Here is a 21996-nt window from a genome sequence, read left to right on the forward strand (position 1 = left end):
TTGATGCCAGGAACAGTGATGACGCAAAAACCGGTAATGCACAGCGCCCATTGGGGCGCTTTTCATGCCCAGCAACAGGGCGATCGGCTCACCATCGAACCGTTTAAGGGCGATCCCGATCCCAGTCCGCTGCTGCAAAATTTCCGCACTGCATTAAACCATCCGGCGCGCGTTTCCCGTCCAATGGTGCGTCGTGGCTGGCTGGAGAACGGACCAGGCCCGGACGATCGTCGTGGCAACAATGAGTACGTCGCGGTGAGCTGGGATGACGCTTACGCGTTAGTAACGCGCGAACTGCAACGCGTCGGCGACACTTATGGCCCGGAAGGCATCTTCGGCGGCTCTTACGGATGGTCAAGCGCGGGGCGCTTCCACCACGCACAAAGTCAGGTGCATCGCTTCCTCAACACCACGCTCGGCGGCTACGTGCGCTCGGTTAACAGCTACAGCTCCGGCTCTGCGTCGGTGTTGCTGCCACATATCGTCGGCGACATGAATGAAATTGCCCGTCGCGGCGTCAGTTGGGAAGAGATCGCCCAGCACAGCGAAATCGTGCTGGCATTTGGCGGTTTAGCATTAAAAAACTCACAGGTCGCCAGCGGCGGCTTGAGCGAACACACCGAGCGCGGCTTTATGCAGCAGGCGGCGCAGCGTGGCACGCGCTTTATCTCGGTTAGCCCGCTGAAAAGCGATCTGCCTGAGGAAGCGCAGGGCGAATGGCTGGCGCTGCGACCGGGCACTGACGCGGCCTTCATCCTTGGCGTGTTATCGGTATTGATCGCAGAACAGCTGACCGACGAGGCTTTCCTCGCGCGCTACACCGTGGGCTGGCCAGAAATGGCGGCCTACATTCGTGGCGAAGAAGATGGCACGCCGCGCGATGCGGCGTGGGCAGCAGAAATTTGCGGCGTCAGCGCGGAGTTCATCAGGGATTTCGCCCGCCAGTTGCACGGCAAACGCGTGCTGGTGACGGTGGCGCATGCCTTGCAGCGCGCCGAAAACGGCGAACAACCGGTATGGCTGGGATTGGTGCTGGCGGCCGCGCTCGGTCAGCCGGGCTTGCCGGGCGGTGGCTACACCTATGCGCTTGGCGCGCTAGGCCATTACGGCAAGCATCACAATCTGGTGAGTTTCCCGGCACTGCCGCAGGGCAAGAACGGCATCGATCGCCTGATTCCGGTAGCGCGTATCGCCGATATGCTGCTCAATCCCGGCAAACAATTTGACTACAATGGCCGCCGCTTAACCTATCCACACATCCGTCTGGCATATTGGGCGGGCGGCAATCCGTTCCACCATCATCAGGATCTCGCGCGCCTGCGTCAGGCTTTCTGCCAGCTGGATACGCTGATCGTCCATGAAATCGCCTGGACCGCCAGCGCGCGCCATGCCGATATCGTCTTGCCCGCCACCATGACGCTGGAGCGCGAAGACATTGGCGGCGCACCTACCGATCGCCATTTGTTTGCCATGCAGCCGGTGTCGCAGCCGTTCGGCGAAGCCAAAGATGATTACGCGATTTTCACCGAGCTGGCACGCCGTTTAGGGCGGGAAGAAGCCTTTACCGAAGGACGCGATACGCGCGGCTGGTTGCAGCATCATTACGCTCAGCTGCAACAGAAGCTGGCGGCGCATCAGGTTGAGATCCCCGACTTCGAGAAGTTCTGGCAACAAGGCGTGCTGGAGCTGCCGCAGCTGAAAGATGGCGGCCGCATGATTAACGCGTTCCGCGCCGATCCAGAAGCGTCGCCGCTGCCGACGCCGAGTGGGAAAATCGAAATTTTCTCCGCCACCATCGCCAGCTTTAATTATGAAAACTGTCCCGGTCATCCGGTATGGCGCGAGCCGCAGCAGCAACCGAATGCCGATCATCCCTTCTGGCTGATTGCCAATCAGCCGGCGACGCGCTTGCACAGCCAGCTCGATTTTGGGGATTACAGCCTGAGCGGTAAACGCGATGGCCGCGAAGTGTGCAGTTTGCATCCGGCTGATGCGGCCGCGTTGGGTATTAACGATGGCGATATCATCGAGCTCTATAACGCGCGCGGCCACGTACTCGCCAGTGCGCGTTTGACCGAATCCATTATGCGCGGCGTGGTGCAGTTGCCGACCGGCGCCTGGTACGATCCGGTCGATCCCACCGCGCTGCGTCCTCTGTGTCGTCACGGCAATCCTAATGTGCTGACGCTGGATATCGGCACCTCGTCGCTGGCACAAGGCTGCAGCGGGCAAATCACCGTGGTACAGGTGCGGAAATATCAAGGTGAAGTGACGCCGGTACAGGCGTTTAATCCGCCAAATACATTATCATTCTCGTAGGGTCGCCATTCATGGCGACCGGCAAAGGATGTGAGCATTAATGCTCACTTTGGAGTGATATATGGCCTTAACCAAAATGCGTCAGCAAGGTGAAAACCTCGTGCTAACAATTCCCAGTGATATTGCGACCAAAGCCGGTTGGCATGTGGGGATTGAGCTGGATGTCACTACAACTGACGAGTCAATCAACATCAAACCTGTTAACCGGATTGCACGAGGCAGGAAAACAATTGACCAACTGTTAGCTGGCATTGATCAGGCCGAGATTCGTAAGTTCAATCAGGCAGTAAGAGACGAGTTTTGCCGCGAAAGTTGAACCACACATCATGGACGAAATCCTGTCGATGGTGGTGGATTTGATTGATCCGCGTTGAAACGCTGAAAACTCACTCAACATTCGTAGGGTCGCCATTCATGGCGACCAATTGCCCCTTAACTGACCCGCTTTTTCATCTCATGCCGTGGTTTTCCGGTTTTGCGTCAATTCTTTCACCGTTTCCGCTGCACGTTTTCCGGCGAGGAACGCGTGGTCCGAGTTGTAATATTCCCACTCGCTGTAGCGCCCGGAAAGATGGATGCCTTGCGTCGCCAGCCAGCTGCGAATGAGTGTAACGTTAGCGGTGCGTTGATGGTCATACACTACATAGGCGTACGGCATATCCACTTCACTGGCGGTCACGATTTCATCATCGGCATTGATGATGCCGACCCGAATACAATCAGCGATACAGCGTTCAATCAACGCATCACCTTCACAAGGCAGCGGCTGATCGGCGCGATAGGTCATTTCGCAGGTCAGGCCAAAACCGCCTTGTGGATTACAGTGCGGGCTGGCGTTGCCCTGTAAAAAGATGCGATGGAACAGCGTGTTGCCGGGATAGTAAATCCAGTGCTTGTCGCTGATATCCGCGCGGCCAATGCCCAGATTGACGCAGCGCACCGAGATATGGCGCAACTGCTGCGCCGCTTTCTGCACCGCCTCGGGCGCAAAGCTGCCCATCAACCGCACCAGCTCCGGCAGCGGCAGGGTGCTGATCATCTGGTCATAATGGAACTGGCGACCATCACGCAACAGCACGCGCCGTTGCAGCGGCTGGATATCACTGACGTCCGCTTCCATCTCCAGCGCGCAATTCAGATGGGGCAGAAATCCTTCCATCAGCGCCTGAAAACCGCCGCGCAGCGGATAGCCAAAGCGCGCGTTGGGACCGACCGGCTTATCCAGCGGCGCCAGCGCGCCGGAGATGATCTGCTCCAAATCCGGCAGCGGCACGCGTCCGCCGAGCCATGAAGTCTCCATATTCACCAGCGGGGTTTTCCACAGTTTCTGGTTATACGGCAGGGCGAAATGTCGCGCGATGCCTTTGCCCCAGGTACGGAAAATGAAGCTCTCAAAATCTTCGCTTTCCGGCGGACAGGCCAAGGTTTCACCATCCGGGATGGCGCCATCGGCGCAGCAGTCGCGACGCGCTTCGGTGGCGACTGCCTGCAAAGCGGGAGGTGAAGCATAGCGCGCCTCAATCGCACCCAACACGCACTCGCCAATCACCTCGGCGGGCAAACCGTGCAGTGCCGACTGGAACGGATAACGGGTGTAAACATCATGGCTGTAAACCCAGGCTTCACGCGTTTGCCAGTGCTGATTGTCGCCCAGCAGGATGTCGTACAAACGCAACACGTAAGGATCGTTGGAGAACATAATGTGGCCGGCGTGATCGAAGGTGAATCCCTGATCCTCGACCGAACGGCACCAGCCGCCCACGCTGGCATTTTTCTCCAGCACCACCGCGCCCGCGCCGTAGTGATAACCGGCGCTCAATCCGGTTGGCCCGGCACCGAGAATCAAGCACTCAACAGTATTGTGCGCCTGCACTGGTGGACGGGCGGCGGCCACGTCGGGCTGGGAAATCGGGCGTTTCGTCAGCGCCACGATATGCGCCTGCATCTCTTCAGCGGTGCGATCCCACGAAGTTGCCGCAACGCGTGCCGCCATGTTTTTCGCCAGCTGATAGCGGGTTTCGAGCGGCATGTTGAGCGCGGCATCGCAGGCCTGAATAAAGCTCTGATGAGAATCGGCGATGCTCACCACCTCGGCGTAATGGCGCACCACATCGGCAATCGCGGTGCTGACGATCGGCAGCTGCGCCGCCATGTATTCCAGCACTTTGGTCGGGCTAATAAAACGCGTCGATGGATTGAGCGCGAACGGCATCAGGCACACATCCCAGCCAGCGAGAAAGTGCGGCAAGGCGGCGTAAGGTTGCTGTCCAAACCAATGCAGATTGCTGCGCTGCGGTAGGCTGGCGACGTCAATTTTTACCACCGGGCCGACCATCACGATCTGCCAGTCAGGATGCGCATCTGCTAGCGCGGCAATCAGCGTCAGGTCGAGGCGTTCATCAATCACGCCGTAATAGCCGAGGCGCGGCTTGGGCAGGTTTTCCTGCAGCGGATGGCCGTTAGTGCGGTCCAGCGCTTGTTCAAAATGTCCCGCATCGACGCTGCTTGGATAGCAGTAAACCTGCGGATGGCGATGTTTCTTCGCTTCATACAGGCTGGTGCCGCCGGTAAACACCAAATCAGCACGGCTCAACAGCGCCGATTCACGCTGCTGCAGTTGACGCGGTGCCTGATTAAAGGCGGAAAGCTCATCCATGCAGTCATAGATAATCGCGCTCGGGGTGAAGCAGGCCAAAAGCGGCAGCGCCATCGGCGTGTAAAACCACACCAGCGGCGTTTCATCGTGATCCAGCAGCTCGGCCAGTAGCGGCTGCAGCACAGCGATTTGGCTGTCGTGGAAGCCGGGCGCGGCCACATCGGTATGCGGCTCGATCACCGTCACATTCGGTGCCGGTTGATAGTGGCGTAACGCGGCTTCACCGGGCTGATAAATCGGTTCTTCGATAAACACAATGCGGTGGCACTGGGCGAGGCGCGACAACAGATGCTGTGGACGTTGAAAAACAAATCCCCAACGTAAATGACTGAATACCACTAATACGGATTGTTGCATGGTGCTTTCCTCTGGCCTGCTGTTTGGGATGATAAGTCTCTGAAAACGGGCTAATACTCGTTGTGATTGCTGTAATGACGCGGCATAAACCGGGTTCAGCAGGCGCTTTTTGTGAGGATCGACATCCCACAATCCGCTGCGTGGCCAGTCCTGCAGATCTTCCCAAAGCGGGCGATCAATAATCGGGTAGAGGCAGATGCCGCGAATATCACTGCCGTTGAGTTGGGCTTGCGCGACATCGGCGGTCACTTGGGTAAGCCAGGCGGCGCGTCCGCTGCCGACGTGGCTGGTTTCCGCCAGCAAAATGGGCCGCTGGTAACGTTCGGTTAACTGCGTCAGCAGCGGATGCAGCGGCACGCGGCGCGCATCGCCCAGATGCCACTCCAGCCGACAGCCGGACCCGGTGAGCCACTGATTGCCGTGGTAATAATTGGCACCAACCACATCGAGGTAGTGCGGCTTGCCGCCGAGCTCCGGTTCGCGCAAACCGACGATCATGTCCCACGCCTGATATTGCGACGCGTTGATATCGCGGGTGCGCTGCCGACACGCATCGCTGTCTTCATCCGGCACCACATGAATAATCGGGTCGCAGTGCAGGAAACGTGCACGCGGATCGGCGCGGCGAATAGCAGCGCAACCTGCTAGCGTGGCGCGAATTAATTGACGTTTAATCTCATCGGGATCGCTGTGTGCATTATTGCCAAACAGGCCGACAGAAATTCCCCATGCCATAAACGAGATTTCATTCATCGGTGAATAAATCGGTGCCTCTTCATAATATTCCGCGAGAAAAAGCGCTATGCGCTGACAAAAAGCGGCGAAGCGCGGCACAAATTCGCTGGAAAATAAGGTTAAATCGTCCGGCCAGCCGTAATGGCAAAAGGTCCAGTTAATTTGCATGCCAAATGAGCGCGCTGAATTCATGCGTTTTTTTAAACTTTCGAGTGTGGCGTGCGGTTCCATTTCCGCCAGTCGCCAGCCAATACTTTCACGGGCCGAGGTTATGCCAAACTGCTGCAGCGCGGCGTAATCGTTGTGGTATTGCGATAAATGGTCGGTCAGCGCATTCATTGAAAGCCGTTCGCCGAAGGGATTGATATGATCCGCTCCCTCATAACCGGCTTGCCAAAAGCTGGAAAATGGCGGCATGGTGTTCCCCCGGAATAAAATTCAGGAAAGTGAAGTAAATAAAAGAAATTAACTACATTGTAGGGTCGCCATTAATGGCGGCCTATTAAATGAATATTAAAACTAATTAAAATTATAACCACGCTTTAGCTTAACGCAAATCACTGAGCTGAAAAGAAAATAAGCCTAGCGTGAGTTTTGCGTAATTAAGTGAAGCGGCAAAGTTAAAATAAAATGACATAGTTAAACTAATTCTTACGCTTAACTCACATATTGAAAAGAAGCACGAGTATTAATTTTTTTCATCACTACACTTTAATTAACCCACTTCGGGTTTACGGAGGGTCCTATGTCAGAACGTCCAGATGATGATGATGTAATTCCACTACCAGGTGATGATGAAACATTACCCGACGAAGATGATGATTTACCCCGCGATACTGAATTCCCTGAAGATCAGCAACCTAAAATCTGAAAATGGGTCGAGCCGCCGCTGGCGGCTCACTATTTAGAGTGCACTCTGCTGTAATTCCCCCATAATACCTCTCCAGGATTCATTTATTTTTTTAACACTTAAGGGAGAGATACGATGGTCAACGACTATTTCACACAGCCAGCGATTGGCGTCACGGTTGAGCAGCATAAACGCACCGTTGCGGTTGCGGCGGCATTAGCGGTGGCAAAAGAGTCAGTTAGCGCCTCAACCTCTGCCAGCGGATCAAAGGCATCGTGGGATTTGCAGGCGGTTGCCAATGAGATCGCAAATCTGGCCGATGCCATTCAGGATGCGCTGGAGCCGGTTGAAACGCTCTAACCCAGCAGCTGGGTTAATTGCGCCAGATGCGCGCTGCTAGCCAGCTCGCTGCTGTTTAGCAGTTGTTGCTGGCGTTGCGGGGATTCCTGCTGCAGTGCCGCGCGCAGCTTGCCTGCGACATCCACCGCATCGGCCAGCGATTGCTGACGCGTGCGGTGATGCTGCAACTGCAAGCCATCGCGTAGCCTAATCGTCACCAGATGAAAACGCAGCGCCGGGTTAATCGCATCCGGTGGCGCATTTTCATCTGGCATACGAAGTACTTTAGCCGCCAGCGGCATCACTTCCTGATTCAACTCGCCTTCGGCAAAATCCTGCAAGCGTAAATCGCCATAAATCAGCATCGCGGCAATCACGTATTCCAGACTGAAACGCGCTTCAATGCCGTTGGTCGGCACACGCACCGATGCGGCAATATCGCCGCCCGGCGGAAACGCCACGCTAATCTCGCTAATGCTTTGCAGCAATGTTTCCAGTGATTTACCGCTAGCCAGCCATTCATTGCGCAAGATGCGCGTGGCTTCGGCGGCGCTGTGCGTACCGGCGCAGGTGGGGAAGGGTTTGAACTCCAGTCCAGGCGTAACAATGCGCCACGGCTGCGCCCAGTTCTCAATCAGCTTTTCCGGCTGCGCCTGGCCGTTGCTGGTGGCAGAGATAAATGCTTCGATCACGCCATCCTGCTTACCATCAAAACCCGCCAGCGTAAGCTGGGCGGCGGTCACCGCGCGTTCTGCCGCAAACCCCGCGTGCAGCGGCTTCACCGCCGAACCAAACTGCGCGCGTAAACCGCTGGCCTGCGTGGTGGCGATGCCGATCAGCGTCGCGGTGGCAGAGACATCTAAAGCCAGCAACCGCGCCAGCGCGGCGGCGGCGGCAACCGTGCCGAGTGTCGCGGTATTGTGATTACCTAAGGCGTAATGCTGCTGGCTGACGGCGAGACCTAAACGTCCGGCGACTTCAACGCCAATCGCGTAGGCATCAAGGAACTGATCCAGCTCAGAAGGCTGCAGCTGCTGCCAGGCAAACAGCGCGGGCAGAATCACCACGCTGGGATGTCCGCGAAAATCCGCGTGAAAATCATCGTAATCCAACGCGTGGCTGGCATAACCGAGCAGCAGCGCGTGAGATCGCGCGCTGCCGTCGCCATATACGCTGCGCAGCGCCGGTAAACCGCTATCCGGCACCTGGCCTTGCAATACCGGCCAGCTGACGGCGAGGAAATCACGCACGCCCTGGCGTGCGGCAGCACGTGCAAGGTCGTCAGGTTGGCTGTGAACAATGCGCTCAGCCAGCGCGGCAGTCAGGTTCATCAGCTCACGCTCTTGAGAGCCGCGACCGCCAGATTGGCGAGATAGCGCGACGTCGGCAGCAGCACATCATCATTAATGCGAAACGCCGGATGGTGCAGCGCATAAGGCTCGCCGGTGCCAATCATCATGAATGCGCCTGGCAGTTGTTGCTGATAGAACGCAAAATCTTCGCCAATTGGGCTGGCTTCCACCACGCGCGCCTCAAAGCCGCTGGCGCTGGCCTGCTGCAAGGCAAAATCGGCCCAGTGCGCGTCATTCACCACCGAAGGCGGGCCTGCATGCCAGTTGAATTTCACCTCGGCGGCAAAGGCAGCGCCAATACCTTGCACGATCTCACGGAAGCGCTGTTCAAGACGTTCGCGCGTCTTCTGTGAGAAGGAGCGCACCGTGCCTTCCAGCCAGGCGCTATCCGGAATCACGTTCCAGGTGCTGCCGCTATGAATCTGGGTGATCGAGACCACCGCGTTATCGCCGGATGGCGCATTGCGGCTGATCAGCGTTTGCGCCGCCGAGATAATTTGCGCAGCAATCACAATCGGATCGTTGCCCTCATGCGGTTTAGCGGCGTGGCTACCAATGCCAGTGATGCTGATATCAAAGCGATCAACCGCCGCCGTTAACGGACCGGCTTTGCTGCCAACCACGCCTGGCGGCAGAGACGGATCGTTGTGGATGCCGAAAATAGCCACCGCATCATCCAGCGCGCCAGTAGCGATCACATCGGGCGCGCCCTGGCCGGTCTCTTCCGCCGCCTGGAACAGAATGCGCACGCGACCTGGCAGCGTATCTTCCTGCTGTTTGAGCAGAATCGCCGCGCCCAGCGCCGCCGAACTGTGGAAGTCGTGGCCGCAGGCGTGCATCACGCCGGGACGTTCAGAACGGAAGCTCACATCCGACTGCTCTTCAATCGGCAGCGCATCGATGTCAGAACGTAGCACCATCAGCGGACCGTTTTCACGACCTATTTCCGCGACTAAACCGGTTTTGAGCGGCAGATCCAGCACGCGAATATGGTGTTTCTCTAATTGCTGGCGAATACGTGCGGTGGTTTCAAACTCTTGATTGGAGAGCTCAGGAAAACGGTGCAGTTCATGGCGGAAAGCGATCAGCTGTTCGCCTAAGGTGTCGAGTGATTGGCTCATGCTGTTACTCCTTGTTGCGCCGCCTGGCGTGTTAACCACGCATCGTGGGCGGCTTCATCCAATACTTTCTTCATATATTGCGTAATGTGGCCTTTGCCAAGATCGGTGGTGTGCATCAGCTGGAAACCGCGCTTTTTGTACATCTCGATCAGCCACGGATGGCTGGTGGCGGTGCCGAGCGACACCGCAGGCGCGCGTAATTGGCCCAGCAGAATCTCCTGCTCAAGGCGATCCTGCACCTGACGGCCATATTGCTTGCCGGGATAATCGGGATGCGCGCCAAACCAGCCGATGTGCGGCAGGCCAAACGGGCCGGGCAGCGGTCCCCACGGATAACGTACGGTAACGGATGAGACCATCACCTCATCGGCATACAGGGCATAAACACCGTTGCTTTGCAGATGACGCAGCGTTTTGGCAAGGTCGGCGGTAGCGGCATCAAACTTGATGCCCAGTGCCAGCGTAGGCGCATACGCGGCATGCATCAGCGCCTGATAGGTTTCCACCTCGTCTTCTCTGACCTGACGAAATTCAAGTGACATAGATATCCCCGGGAAAATATGCGCTTTTGTAGGGTCGCCATTAATGGCGACCTAACAGGCATTCATACAAAAGAGATCAGACTACCAGCAAAGCCATTCCCCGCTATATGTGAAAAATAACTAAGCTAATGCGAATTTGTGAAAATGAAATCACCCCTTTTGCATTGCTTAAATCGTTATTTACCGTAGTATGCAGAAAATACATAGCGCTATAACTATTCTGTATTAACCCTCTGAATTATCTTAATTTAATCCGTTATAGCCTTATTCTTAATCAGGGTGACGCCGTGTTAGCGATCAAATCTCCGCGTGCATATGCACATGAATCCGGTTTGCGTGCGCGCGCCGGTGAATTTATCAAACCTTACGCTTCCCATATTCGCATCTTTACTTCTCCTCGCGCCTGGCAGGCGGTTAATCCGGAATTAACCCACAGCCTTGAAGCCAATGCTATTCGCTGGGAAATAGAGTATCTGATCGGTGAATGCACCGATGCCGCGATTGCAACCCTGAAGCAAAATGTCGAGCAGCAGGGCGTTGAACTGCTGTTTGCGGTCGGTGGCGGACGCGTGCTGGATGCGGCGAAAGCGGTGGGTAGCCAATTGCCCAATCTCAACGTGATCAACTTCGCCACGGTTGCCGCAACCTGCGCGGCCTGGTCGCCGGTAGCGATTGTTTACAATGAGCAGGGCGGCCATGTGCGCAGCCAGCCGCTGGGTAAAATGCCGGATTTGGTGTTGGTGGATAGCGAGATTATCGCGCGCAGCGACGTGCGTTATCTGAAAGCCGGCATCGTTGATGCGCTGGCCAAATATTACGAGTTCTATCCTTATCAGCGTAACAATCCCCACGATCTGGCGCTGGATCTCAAAGTAATGACTGCCAAACGCGCACTGGATCTCTATCGCGAGCTGGGTGCAGCGGCGGTTGCGGCTAACGAACAGCAGATTGTCACGCCGGAGCTGGTGAAAATCATCGATGCCAACATCGTGTTGGCCGGATTAGCCAACAGCGTGCGCGATGTGTTGCCCACGCCGGGTTTTGCCCACGCCATTCACAATCGTCTGACGTATCAGCCGGAGCTGCACGAATGGCTGCACGGCGAAAAAGTGGGTTACAGCCTGCTGGTGCAATCGCTGATTGAACATAACGGCGTGCCGGATGCCGATTTGCTGGCGCTGCTGCGTGAGTACGACATGCCGCTGACCTTAGCACCGTTAACCGGCGACCGCGCGGCAACGATCCGCACTATCGCGGAACAAATTAAATTCCCGGCGGCCAGCGCCGAACGTCTGCCATTCCGCATCTCTGCTGATGCGCTGGAACAGGCGCTGCTGGCGACCGAGAACACTTTTTAATCGCACCACTTTTTATTGACCAGGACAAATTAATGGCTAACTCACAACAACAACGCCGCATCCGTTTAGGCCTTTTCGTGCAGCCAGTAGGACAACACGTCAGCGGCTGGCGCCTGACGGAAAAACTCGGCGATCCGACTGACATTGACTGGCTGATCACTATCGCAAAAAAAGCCGAAGCCGGTAAATTCGATCTGTTCTTCGTCGGCGATGCGCTGGCCACCAGCATGTATCGCCTGCCATCGACCATGGCGCGCCTGGAGCCGCTGACCATGCTGTCGGCGCTGGCGGTCAACACTAAACGCATCGGTCTGGCGGCCACCGCGTCCACCACCTTCAGCGATCCGTTCACCATGGCGCGCAGCTTCTCTTCGCTGGACCATATCAGCCGTGGTCGCGCCGCATGGAACGTGGTGACCTCGTTCTCCACCGATGTGGCGCGCAACTTCAGCCGCAACGATATGCCGAACCACGCCGAGCGTTATGCGCGGGCGCGTGAATTCCTCGAAGTAGCGGAAAAACTGTGGGCCGGCTGGGAAGAGGGCGCGGTGCAGCCGAATAAAGAGACCGGCGCGTACTTTGTTGATGACAAAATCCAGCCGATTAACCACCAGGGCGAACACTTCCAGGTGCAAGGCCCGCTGAATATCACCCGCTCACCGCAAGGCCGTCCGGTGATCATCGAAGCAGGATCGTCCGCCGATGGCCAGAAACTGGCGGCGGAAACCGCTGAAGTGATCTTCACCGCTGCGGCCAGCCTCGAAGAAGCGCAAACCTTCTATCGTTCGCAGAAAGATCAGGTAATTGCCGCCGGACGTAATCCGGATCACGTGGTGATCATGCCGGGCGTGATGCCAATTGTTGGCCACACGCGCGAAGAAGCCAAAGCGCTGTGGAAAGAGCTCAACACGCTGGTGGATATCGAAAACGGTCTGCGTCAGCTGTCGCTGCGTTTCAGCATGGATCTCAGCCAGTTCCCGCTGGATGGTCCGGTGCCAGAAGTGCCGCTGGGTGAAGGTAACCAGAGCCGCGTCAAACTGATGACCGACATGGCGAAGCGTGAAAATCTGACGCTGCGCGAGCTGGCGGCGGTAGCGGCCGGTTCACGTGGACATCGCGTGATTGTCGGTACCGCCGAAGATATCGCCGATGATTTCGAGCTGTGGCTGAACGAGGGCGGCGCGGATGGGTTCAATATCATGCCGGCGATTATGTCCGAGCAGCTGGATCTGTTTGTTGAGCTGGTAATCCCGGAACTGCGCCGTCGCGGCCTGTTCCGGGATGATTACGAGTTCGCCACGCTGCGTGAAAACCTCGGCTTGCCGGTGGCTTAATCCCTTCAGGAGCACAACATGGTCACCTTATCAAAGCGTGTGCAGTCCGTGTCGCTCTCTGCCAATGCGGCGGCGCGTCAACTGACGCGCCAGCTAAAAGAGCAGGGCGTCGATATTCTCGATCTCACCACCGGTGAGCCAGATTTTGATACGCCTGCGCATATTCGTCAGGCGGCGGTGGCGGCGATGGAAGCCGGTGAAACGCGCTACACGCCAACCAACGGCACCACGCCGCTGCGCAAAGCGGTGATAGCCAAGCTGAAGAATGAGAACCAGCTCGATTATGAGCTGGGGCAAATCTGCATCGCTAACGGTGCCAAGCAGATCATCTTCAACGCCTTTGCCGCCACGCTGAATGAAGGCGATGAGGTGATTGTACCGGTGCCGTATTGGCCGACGTTCCCGGATAGCGTGCGTTTCAACGGCGGTGAAGCGGTGCTGTTGGAGTGTCCGCTTGAGCAGGAATACAAGTTGCAGCCGCAGCAGCTGGCGCAGGCAATTACCAGCAAAACCCGCTGGCTGGTGCTGAACAATCCCGGCAATCCTTCCGGCATGGTGTATAGCGCTGATGAGCTGACTGCGCTGGCGACGGTGCTACGCGATCATCCTGATGTGCTGATCATGCTGGATGAACTCTACGAACATATTCTGTTTGATGGCCGTGAACACGTCAGCTTGCTGCACGTCGCGCCGGATTTAGCCGAGCGCATTTTGCTGGTGGGCGGCGTGTCGAAAACCTACGCCATGACCGGCTGGCGCATTGGTTTTGGTGCCGGGCCAAAAGCCTTGATCGACGCGATGGTGGTGGTGCAGTCGCAAAACAGTTCCGGTGCCAGCGCGGTCAGCCAGGCTGCGGCGGTGGCGGCGTATAACGGTGGACTCGACTTCCTGCCGCCGCAACGCACGGCTTATCAGGATCGCCGCGATGCAATTATGGCGTTCTTACAGCCGGTGCAGGAAATTGACGTGCTCAACCCAGATGGCGCGTTCTTTATTTTCTGCCGCTGCGCCGGTTTATTGGGTAAAACGCGTCCCGATGGACAGAAGATTGAAACTGAGCAGGATGTAATAAATTATCTGCTGGAAAGCGGGGTATCGGGCGTGGCGGGCAGCGCGTATGGTTTGTCACCTTATTTCCGTTTATCCATTGCCACCGATATTGCGACGGTGCGTGAGGCGGGCCGCAGAATTGCGCAGGCCTGTGCGGCATTAAGCTAATTCCTGCCAGATGCGCCAGATAATTATTAGGTTTTGTCTGGCATCTTATCGCAATAACTTTATGAGTCAATTATCAACTTTCCAACCCGCGTTTCATCCCGCATAATGCGCCTTTCATTATTTCCGGTTATTATTTCATGTCTAAACCATCCTTAAGTCTCAATATCGCTTTAATTAGCGGCCTGGCCATTTTCGCGCCGCTGCATGCTATGGCAAATACAGAAACTTCTCAGGCGCCGATCATTATTCAGGGTGCAATGCCGGTTGAAGCCGAGCATTTCGCCGCCAAACTGGAAAATGCTAAAGAGCGTCAGATTGGCGAATGGCGTTTCTGGCAGGGCACGGTTGAAGGTTATCCGGTGATCGTTTCTGAAACGCTGAAAGGCATGTCAAATGTCGCGGCGGCAACCTCGATTGCAGCAGTGGAATTCAAACCTAAAGCCATCATTAATCAGGGCACTGCAGGCGGTCACGATCCGGCATTACATGTCTATGACATTGTCGTGGGCAAATATTCGGTCAACCTCGGCGCGTTTAAAACGCCGCACAAGTTACAGGGCGCGGGCAGTAATTCCGTTGATTGGAAACCGATGGATTTGATGGCCTCAAAAGGCAGCGCAGGTGAAGATAAAAATGCCCACAGCATTCGTCAGTTTGCCGCCGATGCGCAGCTGATGAAAGCCGCTGAGCAGGCGATGCCGGCTTACACCCAAGGCAAAGTTGTGGAAGGCGTGATCGGATCGGCTGATGTGTGGAACAGCGAGTTGGACCGTATTCGCTTCTTCCATGAGAACTTCAACACCTCCGTTGAGGAGATGGAAACCGCGTCGGCTGCGCAGATCTCATCGCTGTTCAATATCCCGTTTATCGGTATTCGTGTGTTATCTAACAACATCACCAACAACGGTAAATACGACGCGCAAACCGGTATCGCTTGCCAGGATTATGTGTACGATGTTTTAAAAGCGTATATCAAACAGATTAATGCGCAGAAATAATAAGTAAAAAAAACGCAGCACTTGCGCTGCGTTTTCATGTTCACACTTTGTACTGCATGCGCCGATTAAATCAGGAAATCATCCATCGAACCGCCAGCTTCCAGTGCGGCTTTAATCGGGGAAGGCGTGCGGCCCTGGCCGGTCCACAATTTCTCGTTACCCTGTTCGTCGATGAACTTATACTTTGCGGGACGCGGCGCGCGTTTCGACTTAGGTTTGCTTTCCTGGGTATTTAATTGCGCCAGGTCACTAATATCGATACCGTCTTTCAACAACATCTCTTTGTACAGCGCCAGTTTTTCTTCTTTTTCGCGCTGGGCTGCAATTTCTGCTTCCGCTTCTTCACGGCGTTCTGCGACTACCACGGCGAATTTTTCCAGCATCTCTTCTAATGCTGTAACCTCAATATTACGTGCTTCGGCACGCAGCGTGCGAAGATTGTTCAATGCGTTAAGTGCATCGCTCATGAATAAATCCTTATTACTTATTTGACTGGTGTAAAGGAGAGCATTCTACGAGATTTTTTGGCAAATTAAAATAATCTGTTCCAGACAGAATTGTCCGGAAAATATCCGGGTGATCAGATGTTTCTTTATATTGGCTGACGCGTTTTCAAGCTGTTTGGCTTATTCACGTTATGTTTTTGAGTAATGAGAATAATAGTTGCTGCATTATTCAGCATTTTAATGCGATGTATGTGAAGGTCGCCATGAATGGCGACCCTACAAATCTGATGCGTGCTGGAATCTGTTCAATTTCACATAGTTGCCGAAAATCCTTGCATGAACCTTCCTGAAAATAACGCTTGTCAACTATTACTCGTTGATGAATAAGGCGTTTAACCAAGTGTAAAAGTGTCAGTAAACCGGTAACATTTTCTTGCATTGTAAACCTTAATGCGTATATTTCTCATTTGCTTTCTTAACGGCTTCCTTACTGTCGTTCCTCTTTCAGACGTCAGCAGTGGTGCCGCAAAAAAATAACGAAAAGTTGATCGAGGAATTGTATGTCTTTCAGTGATTTGCGCGTCAGGAAACCCGGCAATGCCCCGCAGCGTGCATTGCGCCACTCCTTACTGGCTATGATGGTTGCGTCGGGTATCGCGCAGGCAGCAGAGACCACCAACACCGAACAGACGCTGAACGTGGATGCCAGCGCGAATGCGGATCAGCAACAGCAGGCGGCACAGGATTACAGCGTACCGGTGACGCGTGCCGGGACCAAAATGGCGCTCACCGCGCGCGATATTCCGCAATCGGTTTCGATCGTTAGCAAGCAGCGTATGGAAGACCAACAGCTGCAATCGCTGAACGATGTGCTGAAAAACACCACCGGCATCCACGGCGTCTCGGGCGATATGGATCGTACCAACTACTATTCGCGCGGTTTCCTGATCGACAACTATATGACCGATGGCATTCCCACCGCCTTCGCCTCACGCTGGAACCTCGGCGATGCGCAGAGCGATATGGCGCTGTATGAGCGCGTAGAAGTGGTGCGCGGTGCCACCGGTTTGCTGACTGGCCCAGGCAACCCATCTGCTTCGATCAACATGGTGCGCAAGCACGCCGACAGCAAAGAGTTCACCGGCAGCGTTTCAGCCAGCTATGGCAGCTGGAACAAACAGCGTTATGTTGCCGATATCTCTGCGCCGCTGTCCGCCGAAGGTAACGTGCGTGGTCGCCTGGTGGCGGGTTATGAAGATAGAAACAGCTTTATTGAACGCTATGGCGCAGATAAAAAATTCGTCTATGGCGTGGTTGATGCCGACCTGACTGATTCCACCAAATTATCCGTTGGCTATGAGTTCTCGCAGGTCAATACCGATTCAACCATGTGGGGCGGTTCTCCGCGCTGGTACACCGACGGTTCACAAGTCAAGCTTCGTCGTGGTTACAACACCGCGCCAGATTGGGCTTACAACAACAAAGAAAACAAAAAAGTCTTTGTTAACCTGCAGCAGAACTTTGATAACGGCTGGAACGTCACGCTTAACGGCACACACAATGAGATGTTCCTCGACAGTAAGCAGCTGTATATCGATGGCTATATCAATAAAGACACCGGCATTGCGGTCAATCAGTATCCGGCGTTTTACAACTATGACGCAGTTGGCGGCACCGGCTACAACACCGGCAAGCGTAAAGTGGATGCGGTGGATGCCTTCGCCAGCGGTCCTTACGAGATGTTTGGCCGTCAGCATGAGCTGATGTTCGGCGTGAATTACAGCCGTCAGGACAACAAATATTACAGCGCCTGGACCAACATCTCTCCGGCGCAACTGGGCAACTTCTACGATTACAACGGTAATTTCCCGGAATCCGACTGGAGCCCGCGTGAACCGGCATCGGACACGCAGCTGGTGCGTCAGAAATCTGCCTATCTGGCAACGCGCATCTCGCTGGCCGATCCGCTGCATGTGATTCTGGGCGCGCGTTATACCAACTGGAATCGTCAAACGCTGACCGAAGAGATGGAGAAGAACAACATCACGCCGTACGGTGGTGTGATTTGGGACTTCTACGACAACTGGTCCGCGTATGCCAGTTACACCTCGGTGTTCCAGCCGCAGGATTATCAGGATGCAACTGGAGCCTTCCTGGCACCGGTAATTGGCAAGAATTACGAAGCGGGTGTGAAATCCGACTGGTTTAACAGCCGCCTGACCACGTCTATTTCTGTGTTCCGCACCGAACTGGATAACGTCGGCGAAGCGACCGGCGAGACGATCAACAATATTACCGTCTACGAAGGTAAAAATGGCGTTGTCAGCCGTGGCGTAGAGTTCGAAGTGAACGGCGCGCTGACTGATAACTGGCAGATGACCTTTGGTGGCACCAGCTATGTGGCGGAAGATCGCGAAGGCGAGAATTACAATTCTCAGCTGCCGCGCACCTCGTTCAACTTGTTTACCAGCTATCGCTTGCCAATGCTGGATGAGTTGACTCTTGGCGGTGGTGTAACCTGGCAGTCGAAGACTTACACCGATATTACCGGTCCGGAAGGCAATGGTACCTGGCGCGCACGTCAGGGCAGCTACTCGCTGGTTGATCTGTTCGCACGTTACGATGTCACTAAAAATGTCTCGCTGCAGGCCAACATCAACAACCTGTTTGACAAAGAGTACGACAACAACGTCGGTAACGGCGGCATCGTGTACGGCGAGCCACGTAACTTCTCGGTTTCGGCGACTTATCGTTTCTGATGAAAATGCTGGGTGTGCAGGATTGCGCATCCAGCGGAGAATCTCGCCAATCCTTCGGTCGCCATTTATGGCGACCTCCCCAACCAGATTCATGAATTTGAGCGTCATGATGAATTGCTCTCTGCAGACAGTGCCAATTTACCCACTGAAGTGAAAATGGCGTCGTCCTGTGGCGTATGAATGCGGCCGCATAGCACGTTACGCAGGTGACGTTGTAACGGGTGGAGGCGCGTCAGCGCGTGATTACCGATGCTCTCAACCATCAGCTGCACGCTGCGAATGGCGTTTTCGGTTACCACCTGTTTAATTTGCGCGGCATGCCCGCTGGCTACGTGGCCTCGTGCAGCGCTGCTTAGCAGGGTTTGATTAGTAAATAGCAGCGTGTCGATGCGGCCAACCAGTTCCTGAAAGCGTGGCAGTGATGCCAGCGGCGCATCAAGATTGGCCGGCACGCGTTGCTGCAAAAAGCCGATAAACCAGTCGCGTGCGCTGTTCGCAATGGCGTCGTACAGCGAACCGAGCAGCACCGCCATCCACACCGATTCCTCTTCGTTAAGACCCGCTCGCGGCGTACTCCAGGGCGCGACGTTTACCGCGTGATCAAGCGGGATCAGCACATTGTCCAGCACCACGCGATGGCTACAGGTGCCGCGCATGCCGAGATGATCCCACTCATCAATGATATGGATGCCGGGCGCGTTGGCCGGCACCAGATAACCGCCGACCAGCGGATCGGCATCGTCGCTGCTGGCCCAGACCAGAAACCAGCTCAGCCCATAGCTGCCGGTGGAGTAAATCTTCTCACCGCTGATGCGCCAGCCTTCAGAAGTGCGGCGTGCGCGGGTAGCGGGCAATCCGCCGCGCGCGGGCGTGCCTAATTCCGGTTCGACGCGCAGCGCGTTAATCAGCGCACCGTCGCGAATCACACTCTCCGCTACCTTACGTCGCACCGCATCTGGCCAGTTTGAGCTGTCGTCGAGACGGCGCGTGTTGAGATACTGCATGATGAGGATCAGCGCGGCAGAAGGTTCGCTGCGCGCCACGGCCTGGATAATCGCCTGGCTTGCCAGCAAATCGCCGCCGCTGCCGCCCGACGCTTTCGGCAATACGAAGTGCAGCAAGCCATGCTGCTGCAACACACGAAAAGCTGTTTTGGGAAATTCGCCGCTGCGATCAACCTCTTCAGCGTCTTTTTCTAAAGCCTGAATAATCACTGGCAATATTTCAGTCAGAATGGGCGGGTTATTTGCCATACGTTATTAATTCCCTGATCAAATCAGGCTTAATTGTTTCCATTTCTACCACCGCTGTAAAAGCAATAAACCGGCTATATACATGCGGAATCGGCATAATTCTGCCGCCGGTTGAAGTGTTAATTTGCAATGGCTGTTTCTACGTAACCCATTAAATAGGGTTAGCAACTTCACCTGCATTTATTTTTGGGAGTTATTTAATGCCAAATAATTATTTAGTTTCCCGTCGGCATTTTCTGGGATATTCAGCCGCCGCGGCGATGGCGGCAACCTTACCGGGCCGCGTGTTTGCCGAAGAGCATATGGCGGGCATGCAGATGCCTGGCGATTTACTGCAAGGGGGCCCAGGAAAATGGGCGCTGGCGAAGCCGACACATGTGCGTCTGGCAGTGAATCTCAACGCCATCTGTCTTGCACCGGTTGTGGTGGCCGATCAGCATAGCTTCTTCAAAGCGCACAACCTGGAAGTGGAGTTTGTTAACTTCGGCAACTCAACCGAATTGCTGCTGGAATCCATCGCCACTGGCAAAGCCGAAGCCGCCATCGGCATGGCACTACGCTGGCTGAAAGCGCTGGAACAGGGCTTTGATGTGAAACTCACCGCAGGCACGCACGGCGGCTGTATGCGCCTGCTGGCGCGCGATGGCGGGCCAACCACGCTGGAACAGCTGAAAGGCAAAACCATCGGCGTTACTGACATGGCGGGCGCGGATAAAAACTTCTTCTCGCTGATGCTGAAAAAGCACGGCGTCGATCCCAATATCGATGTCGACTGGCGCGTGTTCCCGCAGGATTTGCTGCCGATGGTGCTGGAGAAGGGCGAAATTCAGGCCGCTAGCGGTTCCGATCCGGTGATGTGGCGCTTAACCCAGAAGCCGGGCTACCGTGAGATTGGCACCAATTTAATGGATGAGTACGCCAAACTGAGTTGCTGTGTGGTGGGCACGCGCGGCAGCTTGATTCGCGAACAGCCGGAAGTGGCGGCCGCGATCACCCACGCAATTTTGCAGGCACATGCCTATGCGGCCAAACATCCGGAAGCGATTGGCAGTGAGTTTAACGGCCAGGCGCTCAACACCACGCCGCAGGAGATCGCCAGCGTTTTGAAAACCCATACGCACGGACACTATTCGGTGGGGAATGCGTTTGTGAATGAGATCGACGTATATGCGCGCGATTTGAAGGCGATCAACGTGTTACGACCGGAAACCGATCCACTGCTGTTTGCCAAAGGGATTACCAGCAACGTGTTGGTTTAGAGGGAAAAGTCAGGTCGCCATGAATGGCGACCCTACGGGATTAGGCGATTTTCCTCGAGGTTTGCACGGCGCTCGCCAGCTTTAGCGATTCCGCGGGCACCTGATGCGCGAACAGCTGGGTGGTCAAATAACTGCTGCCGCCGTCGGCCAGCAACACCACAATACGCTTGCCGCGATTCTCCGGTCGCGCCGCAACCTGTTGTGCCGCCCACAACACTGCACCAGACGAATCGCCTACCAGCACACCTTCGCTCAGCGCCAGTTGCCGCGCCGCAGTGTACGCCTGCCAGGTTTCTACCGCGATCACCTCATCGTAAACGCGGTGATCAAGATTGGCAGGAATGCGCTCCGGCGTCTGGTTGCTAAACGCATGTACGCCGGTGATCTCCAGCGGATCGGGACGCAATTCGCTCGGCTGGGAACCCACGCCCGGCTCGACGGCGATCACCTGCAAACCCGGATGCTGCTGTTTGAGATAGCGTCCGGTGCCGGAGAGCGTGCCGCCGGTGCCGACGGCGGCGATGAAGATATCCAGCTCGCCGCCGCTGTCGCGCCAGATCTCTGGCCCGGTGGTGCGCTCATGCACCGCCGGATTGGCCGGGTTATCCAGCTGCAGCAGAAAATGCACTTCCGGTTCCGCCGCAGTAATCTGCTCGGCCAGCCATTTAGTGGCGGCGACAAAATCGCCGTTGCTGGCGTCGTAGAATTCCTTAAATCCTTCAATGGTGCTGAACGGCACCACTTCGGCGCCGTACGCCTGAATAATCTGGCTGCGTTCGATGCTGACGAAATCATTGATGTAAACGCGGAACTTGTAACCTTTGGCCGCCGCAATCGCCGCTAACCCAATACCGGTATTGCCGCTGGTGGTTTCAACCAGCGTATCGCCGGGCTGGATAATGCCGTTGCGTTCGGCGGCTTCAATCATGCTGAGGGCGATGCGATCTTTGACGCTGTGATTGGGATTAAACAGTTCGAGTTTAGCGACCAAATCCGCCTGAATCTCTTGCTGCTGCGCGTAGCGAGACAGGCGCAGCAGCGGCGTGTTGCCAATCAGTTCAGTGATAGAAGCAGAAATTTTTGCAGCCATAATCGACCTC

17 protein-coding genes are annotated in these 21996 nt (G+C 55.6%); 10 read left to right on the forward strand and 7 right to left on the reverse strand.

Annotated features, from left to right (window positions below; genetic code table 11):
• Positions 1-18: 18 nt before the first annotated feature.
• Both AC6I8A_RS20510 and AC6I8A_RS20515 read left to right on the forward strand, forming a co-directional pair.
• Entirely contained in the window at positions 19-2319 is a 2301-nt protein-coding gene (locus AC6I8A_RS20510) for a molybdopterin-dependent oxidoreductase (protein WP_497819057.1), read from the forward strand.
• Between the two features lie 61 nt (positions 2320-2380).
• Positions 2381-2635, forward strand: coding sequence for an AbrB/MazE/SpoVT family DNA-binding domain-containing protein (locus AC6I8A_RS20515; protein WP_265302889.1), 255 nt, complete (start codon positions 2381-2383; stop codon positions 2633-2635).
• Positions 2636-2773: 138 nt separating this feature from the next.
• On the opposite strand, the gene AC6I8A_RS20520 is transcribed toward AC6I8A_RS20515, so the two are convergent.
• A complete protein-coding gene (locus AC6I8A_RS20520; RefSeq protein ID WP_497819058.1) occupies positions 2774-6484 on the reverse strand; it encodes an FAD-dependent oxidoreductase in 3711 nt (1236 codons plus the stop codon).
• 328 nt (positions 6485-6812) lie between these two features.
• Between AC6I8A_RS20520 and AC6I8A_RS20525 the strand changes: the two genes are divergently transcribed.
• Together AC6I8A_RS20525 and AC6I8A_RS20530 are read left to right on the forward strand one after the other, a co-directional pair.
• On the forward strand, positions 6813-6938 hold the full coding sequence (locus tag AC6I8A_RS20525) for a hypothetical protein (RefSeq protein WP_008103156.1): 126 nt from the start codon (positions 6813-6815) through the stop codon (positions 6936-6938).
• Between the two features lie 114 nt (positions 6939-7052).
• Entirely contained in the window at positions 7053-7277 is a 225-nt protein-coding gene (locus AC6I8A_RS20530) for a hypothetical protein (protein ID WP_008103158.1), read from the forward strand.
• Here AC6I8A_RS20530 and AC6I8A_RS20535 read toward each other — a convergent pair.
• The 3 genes from AC6I8A_RS20535 to AC6I8A_RS20545 are packed head-to-tail and all read right to left on the reverse strand — an operon-like array spanning position 7274 to position 10271.
• Complete coding sequence (locus tag AC6I8A_RS20535) at positions 7274-8587, reverse strand: MmgE/PrpD family protein (protein ID WP_497819059.1); 1314 nt, start codon at positions 8585-8587, stop codon at positions 7274-7276. The two genes, AC6I8A_RS20530 and AC6I8A_RS20535, sit on opposite strands and share 4 nt — an antisense overlap.
• Positions 8587-9729 (reverse strand): amidohydrolase, encoded by a 1143-nt coding sequence (locus AC6I8A_RS20540; RefSeq protein WP_497819060.1) that lies wholly within the window; start codon positions 9727-9729, stop codon positions 8587-8589. The genes AC6I8A_RS20535 and AC6I8A_RS20540 overlap by 1 nt, the downstream gene beginning before the upstream one ends.
• Positions 9726-10271, reverse strand: coding sequence for a GNAT family N-acetyltransferase (locus AC6I8A_RS20545; RefSeq protein ID WP_497819061.1), 546 nt, complete (start codon positions 10269-10271; stop codon positions 9726-9728). The genes AC6I8A_RS20540 and AC6I8A_RS20545 overlap by 4 nt, the downstream gene beginning before the upstream one ends.
• A 287-nt stretch (positions 10272-10558) precedes the next feature.
• Here AC6I8A_RS20545 and AC6I8A_RS20550 point away from each other — a divergent pair, with 287 nt between their 5' ends.
• From AC6I8A_RS20550 to AC6I8A_RS20565, 4 genes are all read left to right on the forward strand, one after another.
• Positions 10559-11629: an iron-containing alcohol dehydrogenase family protein gene (locus AC6I8A_RS20550; RefSeq protein ID WP_497819062.1), complete on the forward strand. Its 1071-nt coding sequence runs from the start codon at positions 10559-10561 to the stop codon at positions 11627-11629.
• A gap of 32 nt (positions 11630-11661) precedes the next feature.
• A complete protein-coding gene (locus AC6I8A_RS20555; protein ID WP_497819063.1) occupies positions 11662-12963 on the forward strand; it encodes an LLM class flavin-dependent oxidoreductase in 1302 nt (433 codons plus the stop codon).
• Between the two features lie 18 nt (positions 12964-12981).
• Positions 12982-14181: an aminotransferase class I/II-fold pyridoxal phosphate-dependent enzyme gene (locus tag AC6I8A_RS20560; protein ID WP_256698837.1), complete on the forward strand. Its 1200-nt coding sequence runs from the start codon at positions 12982-12984 to the stop codon at positions 14179-14181.
• Between the two features lie 137 nt (positions 14182-14318).
• Complete coding sequence (locus tag AC6I8A_RS20565) at positions 14319-15179, forward strand: 5'-methylthioadenosine/S-adenosylhomocysteine nucleosidase (protein WP_497819064.1); 861 nt, start codon at positions 14319-14321, stop codon at positions 15177-15179.
• A 65-nt stretch (positions 15180-15244) separates the two neighbouring features.
• Here AC6I8A_RS20565 and AC6I8A_RS20570 read toward each other — a convergent pair whose 3' ends face one another.
• Positions 15245-15646: an H-NS family histone-like protein gene (locus AC6I8A_RS20570; protein ID WP_265302911.1), complete on the reverse strand. Its 402-nt coding sequence runs from the start codon at positions 15644-15646 to the stop codon at positions 15245-15247.
• Between the two features lie 539 nt (positions 15647-16185).
• On the opposite strand from AC6I8A_RS20570, the gene fhuE reads away from it, so the two are divergent.
• Positions 16186-18384: a ferric-rhodotorulic acid/ferric-coprogen receptor FhuE gene (gene fhuE, locus AC6I8A_RS20575; protein ID WP_497819065.1), complete on the forward strand. Its 2199-nt coding sequence runs from the start codon at positions 16186-16188 to the stop codon at positions 18382-18384.
• 104 nt (positions 18385-18488) lie between these two features.
• Here the strand turns inward: fhuE and AC6I8A_RS20580 are convergent, their stop codons facing one another.
• Positions 18489-19637, reverse strand: coding sequence for an acyl-CoA dehydrogenase family protein (locus AC6I8A_RS20580; protein ID WP_497819066.1), 1149 nt, complete (start codon positions 19635-19637; stop codon positions 18489-18491).
• A 200-nt stretch (positions 19638-19837) separates the two neighbouring features.
• Between AC6I8A_RS20580 and AC6I8A_RS20585 the strand changes: the two genes are divergently transcribed.
• Positions 19838-20896 carry an ABC transporter substrate-binding protein gene (locus AC6I8A_RS20585; protein ID WP_497819067.1) on the forward strand — a complete coding sequence of 353 codons (1059 nt, stop codon included), beginning with the start codon at positions 19838-19840 and terminating at the stop codon, positions 20894-20896.
• A 40-nt stretch (positions 20897-20936) separates the two neighbouring features.
• On the opposite strand, the gene AC6I8A_RS20590 is transcribed toward AC6I8A_RS20585, so the two are convergent.
• Positions 20937-21986 carry a PLP-dependent cysteine synthase family protein gene (locus AC6I8A_RS20590; RefSeq protein WP_497819068.1) on the reverse strand — a complete coding sequence of 350 codons (1050 nt, stop codon included), beginning with the start codon at positions 21984-21986 and terminating at the stop codon, positions 20937-20939.
• Positions 21987-21996 lie beyond the last annotated feature (10 nt).

Source organism: Pantoea sp. X-Soil-ISGK-275 (assembly GCF_059730795.1).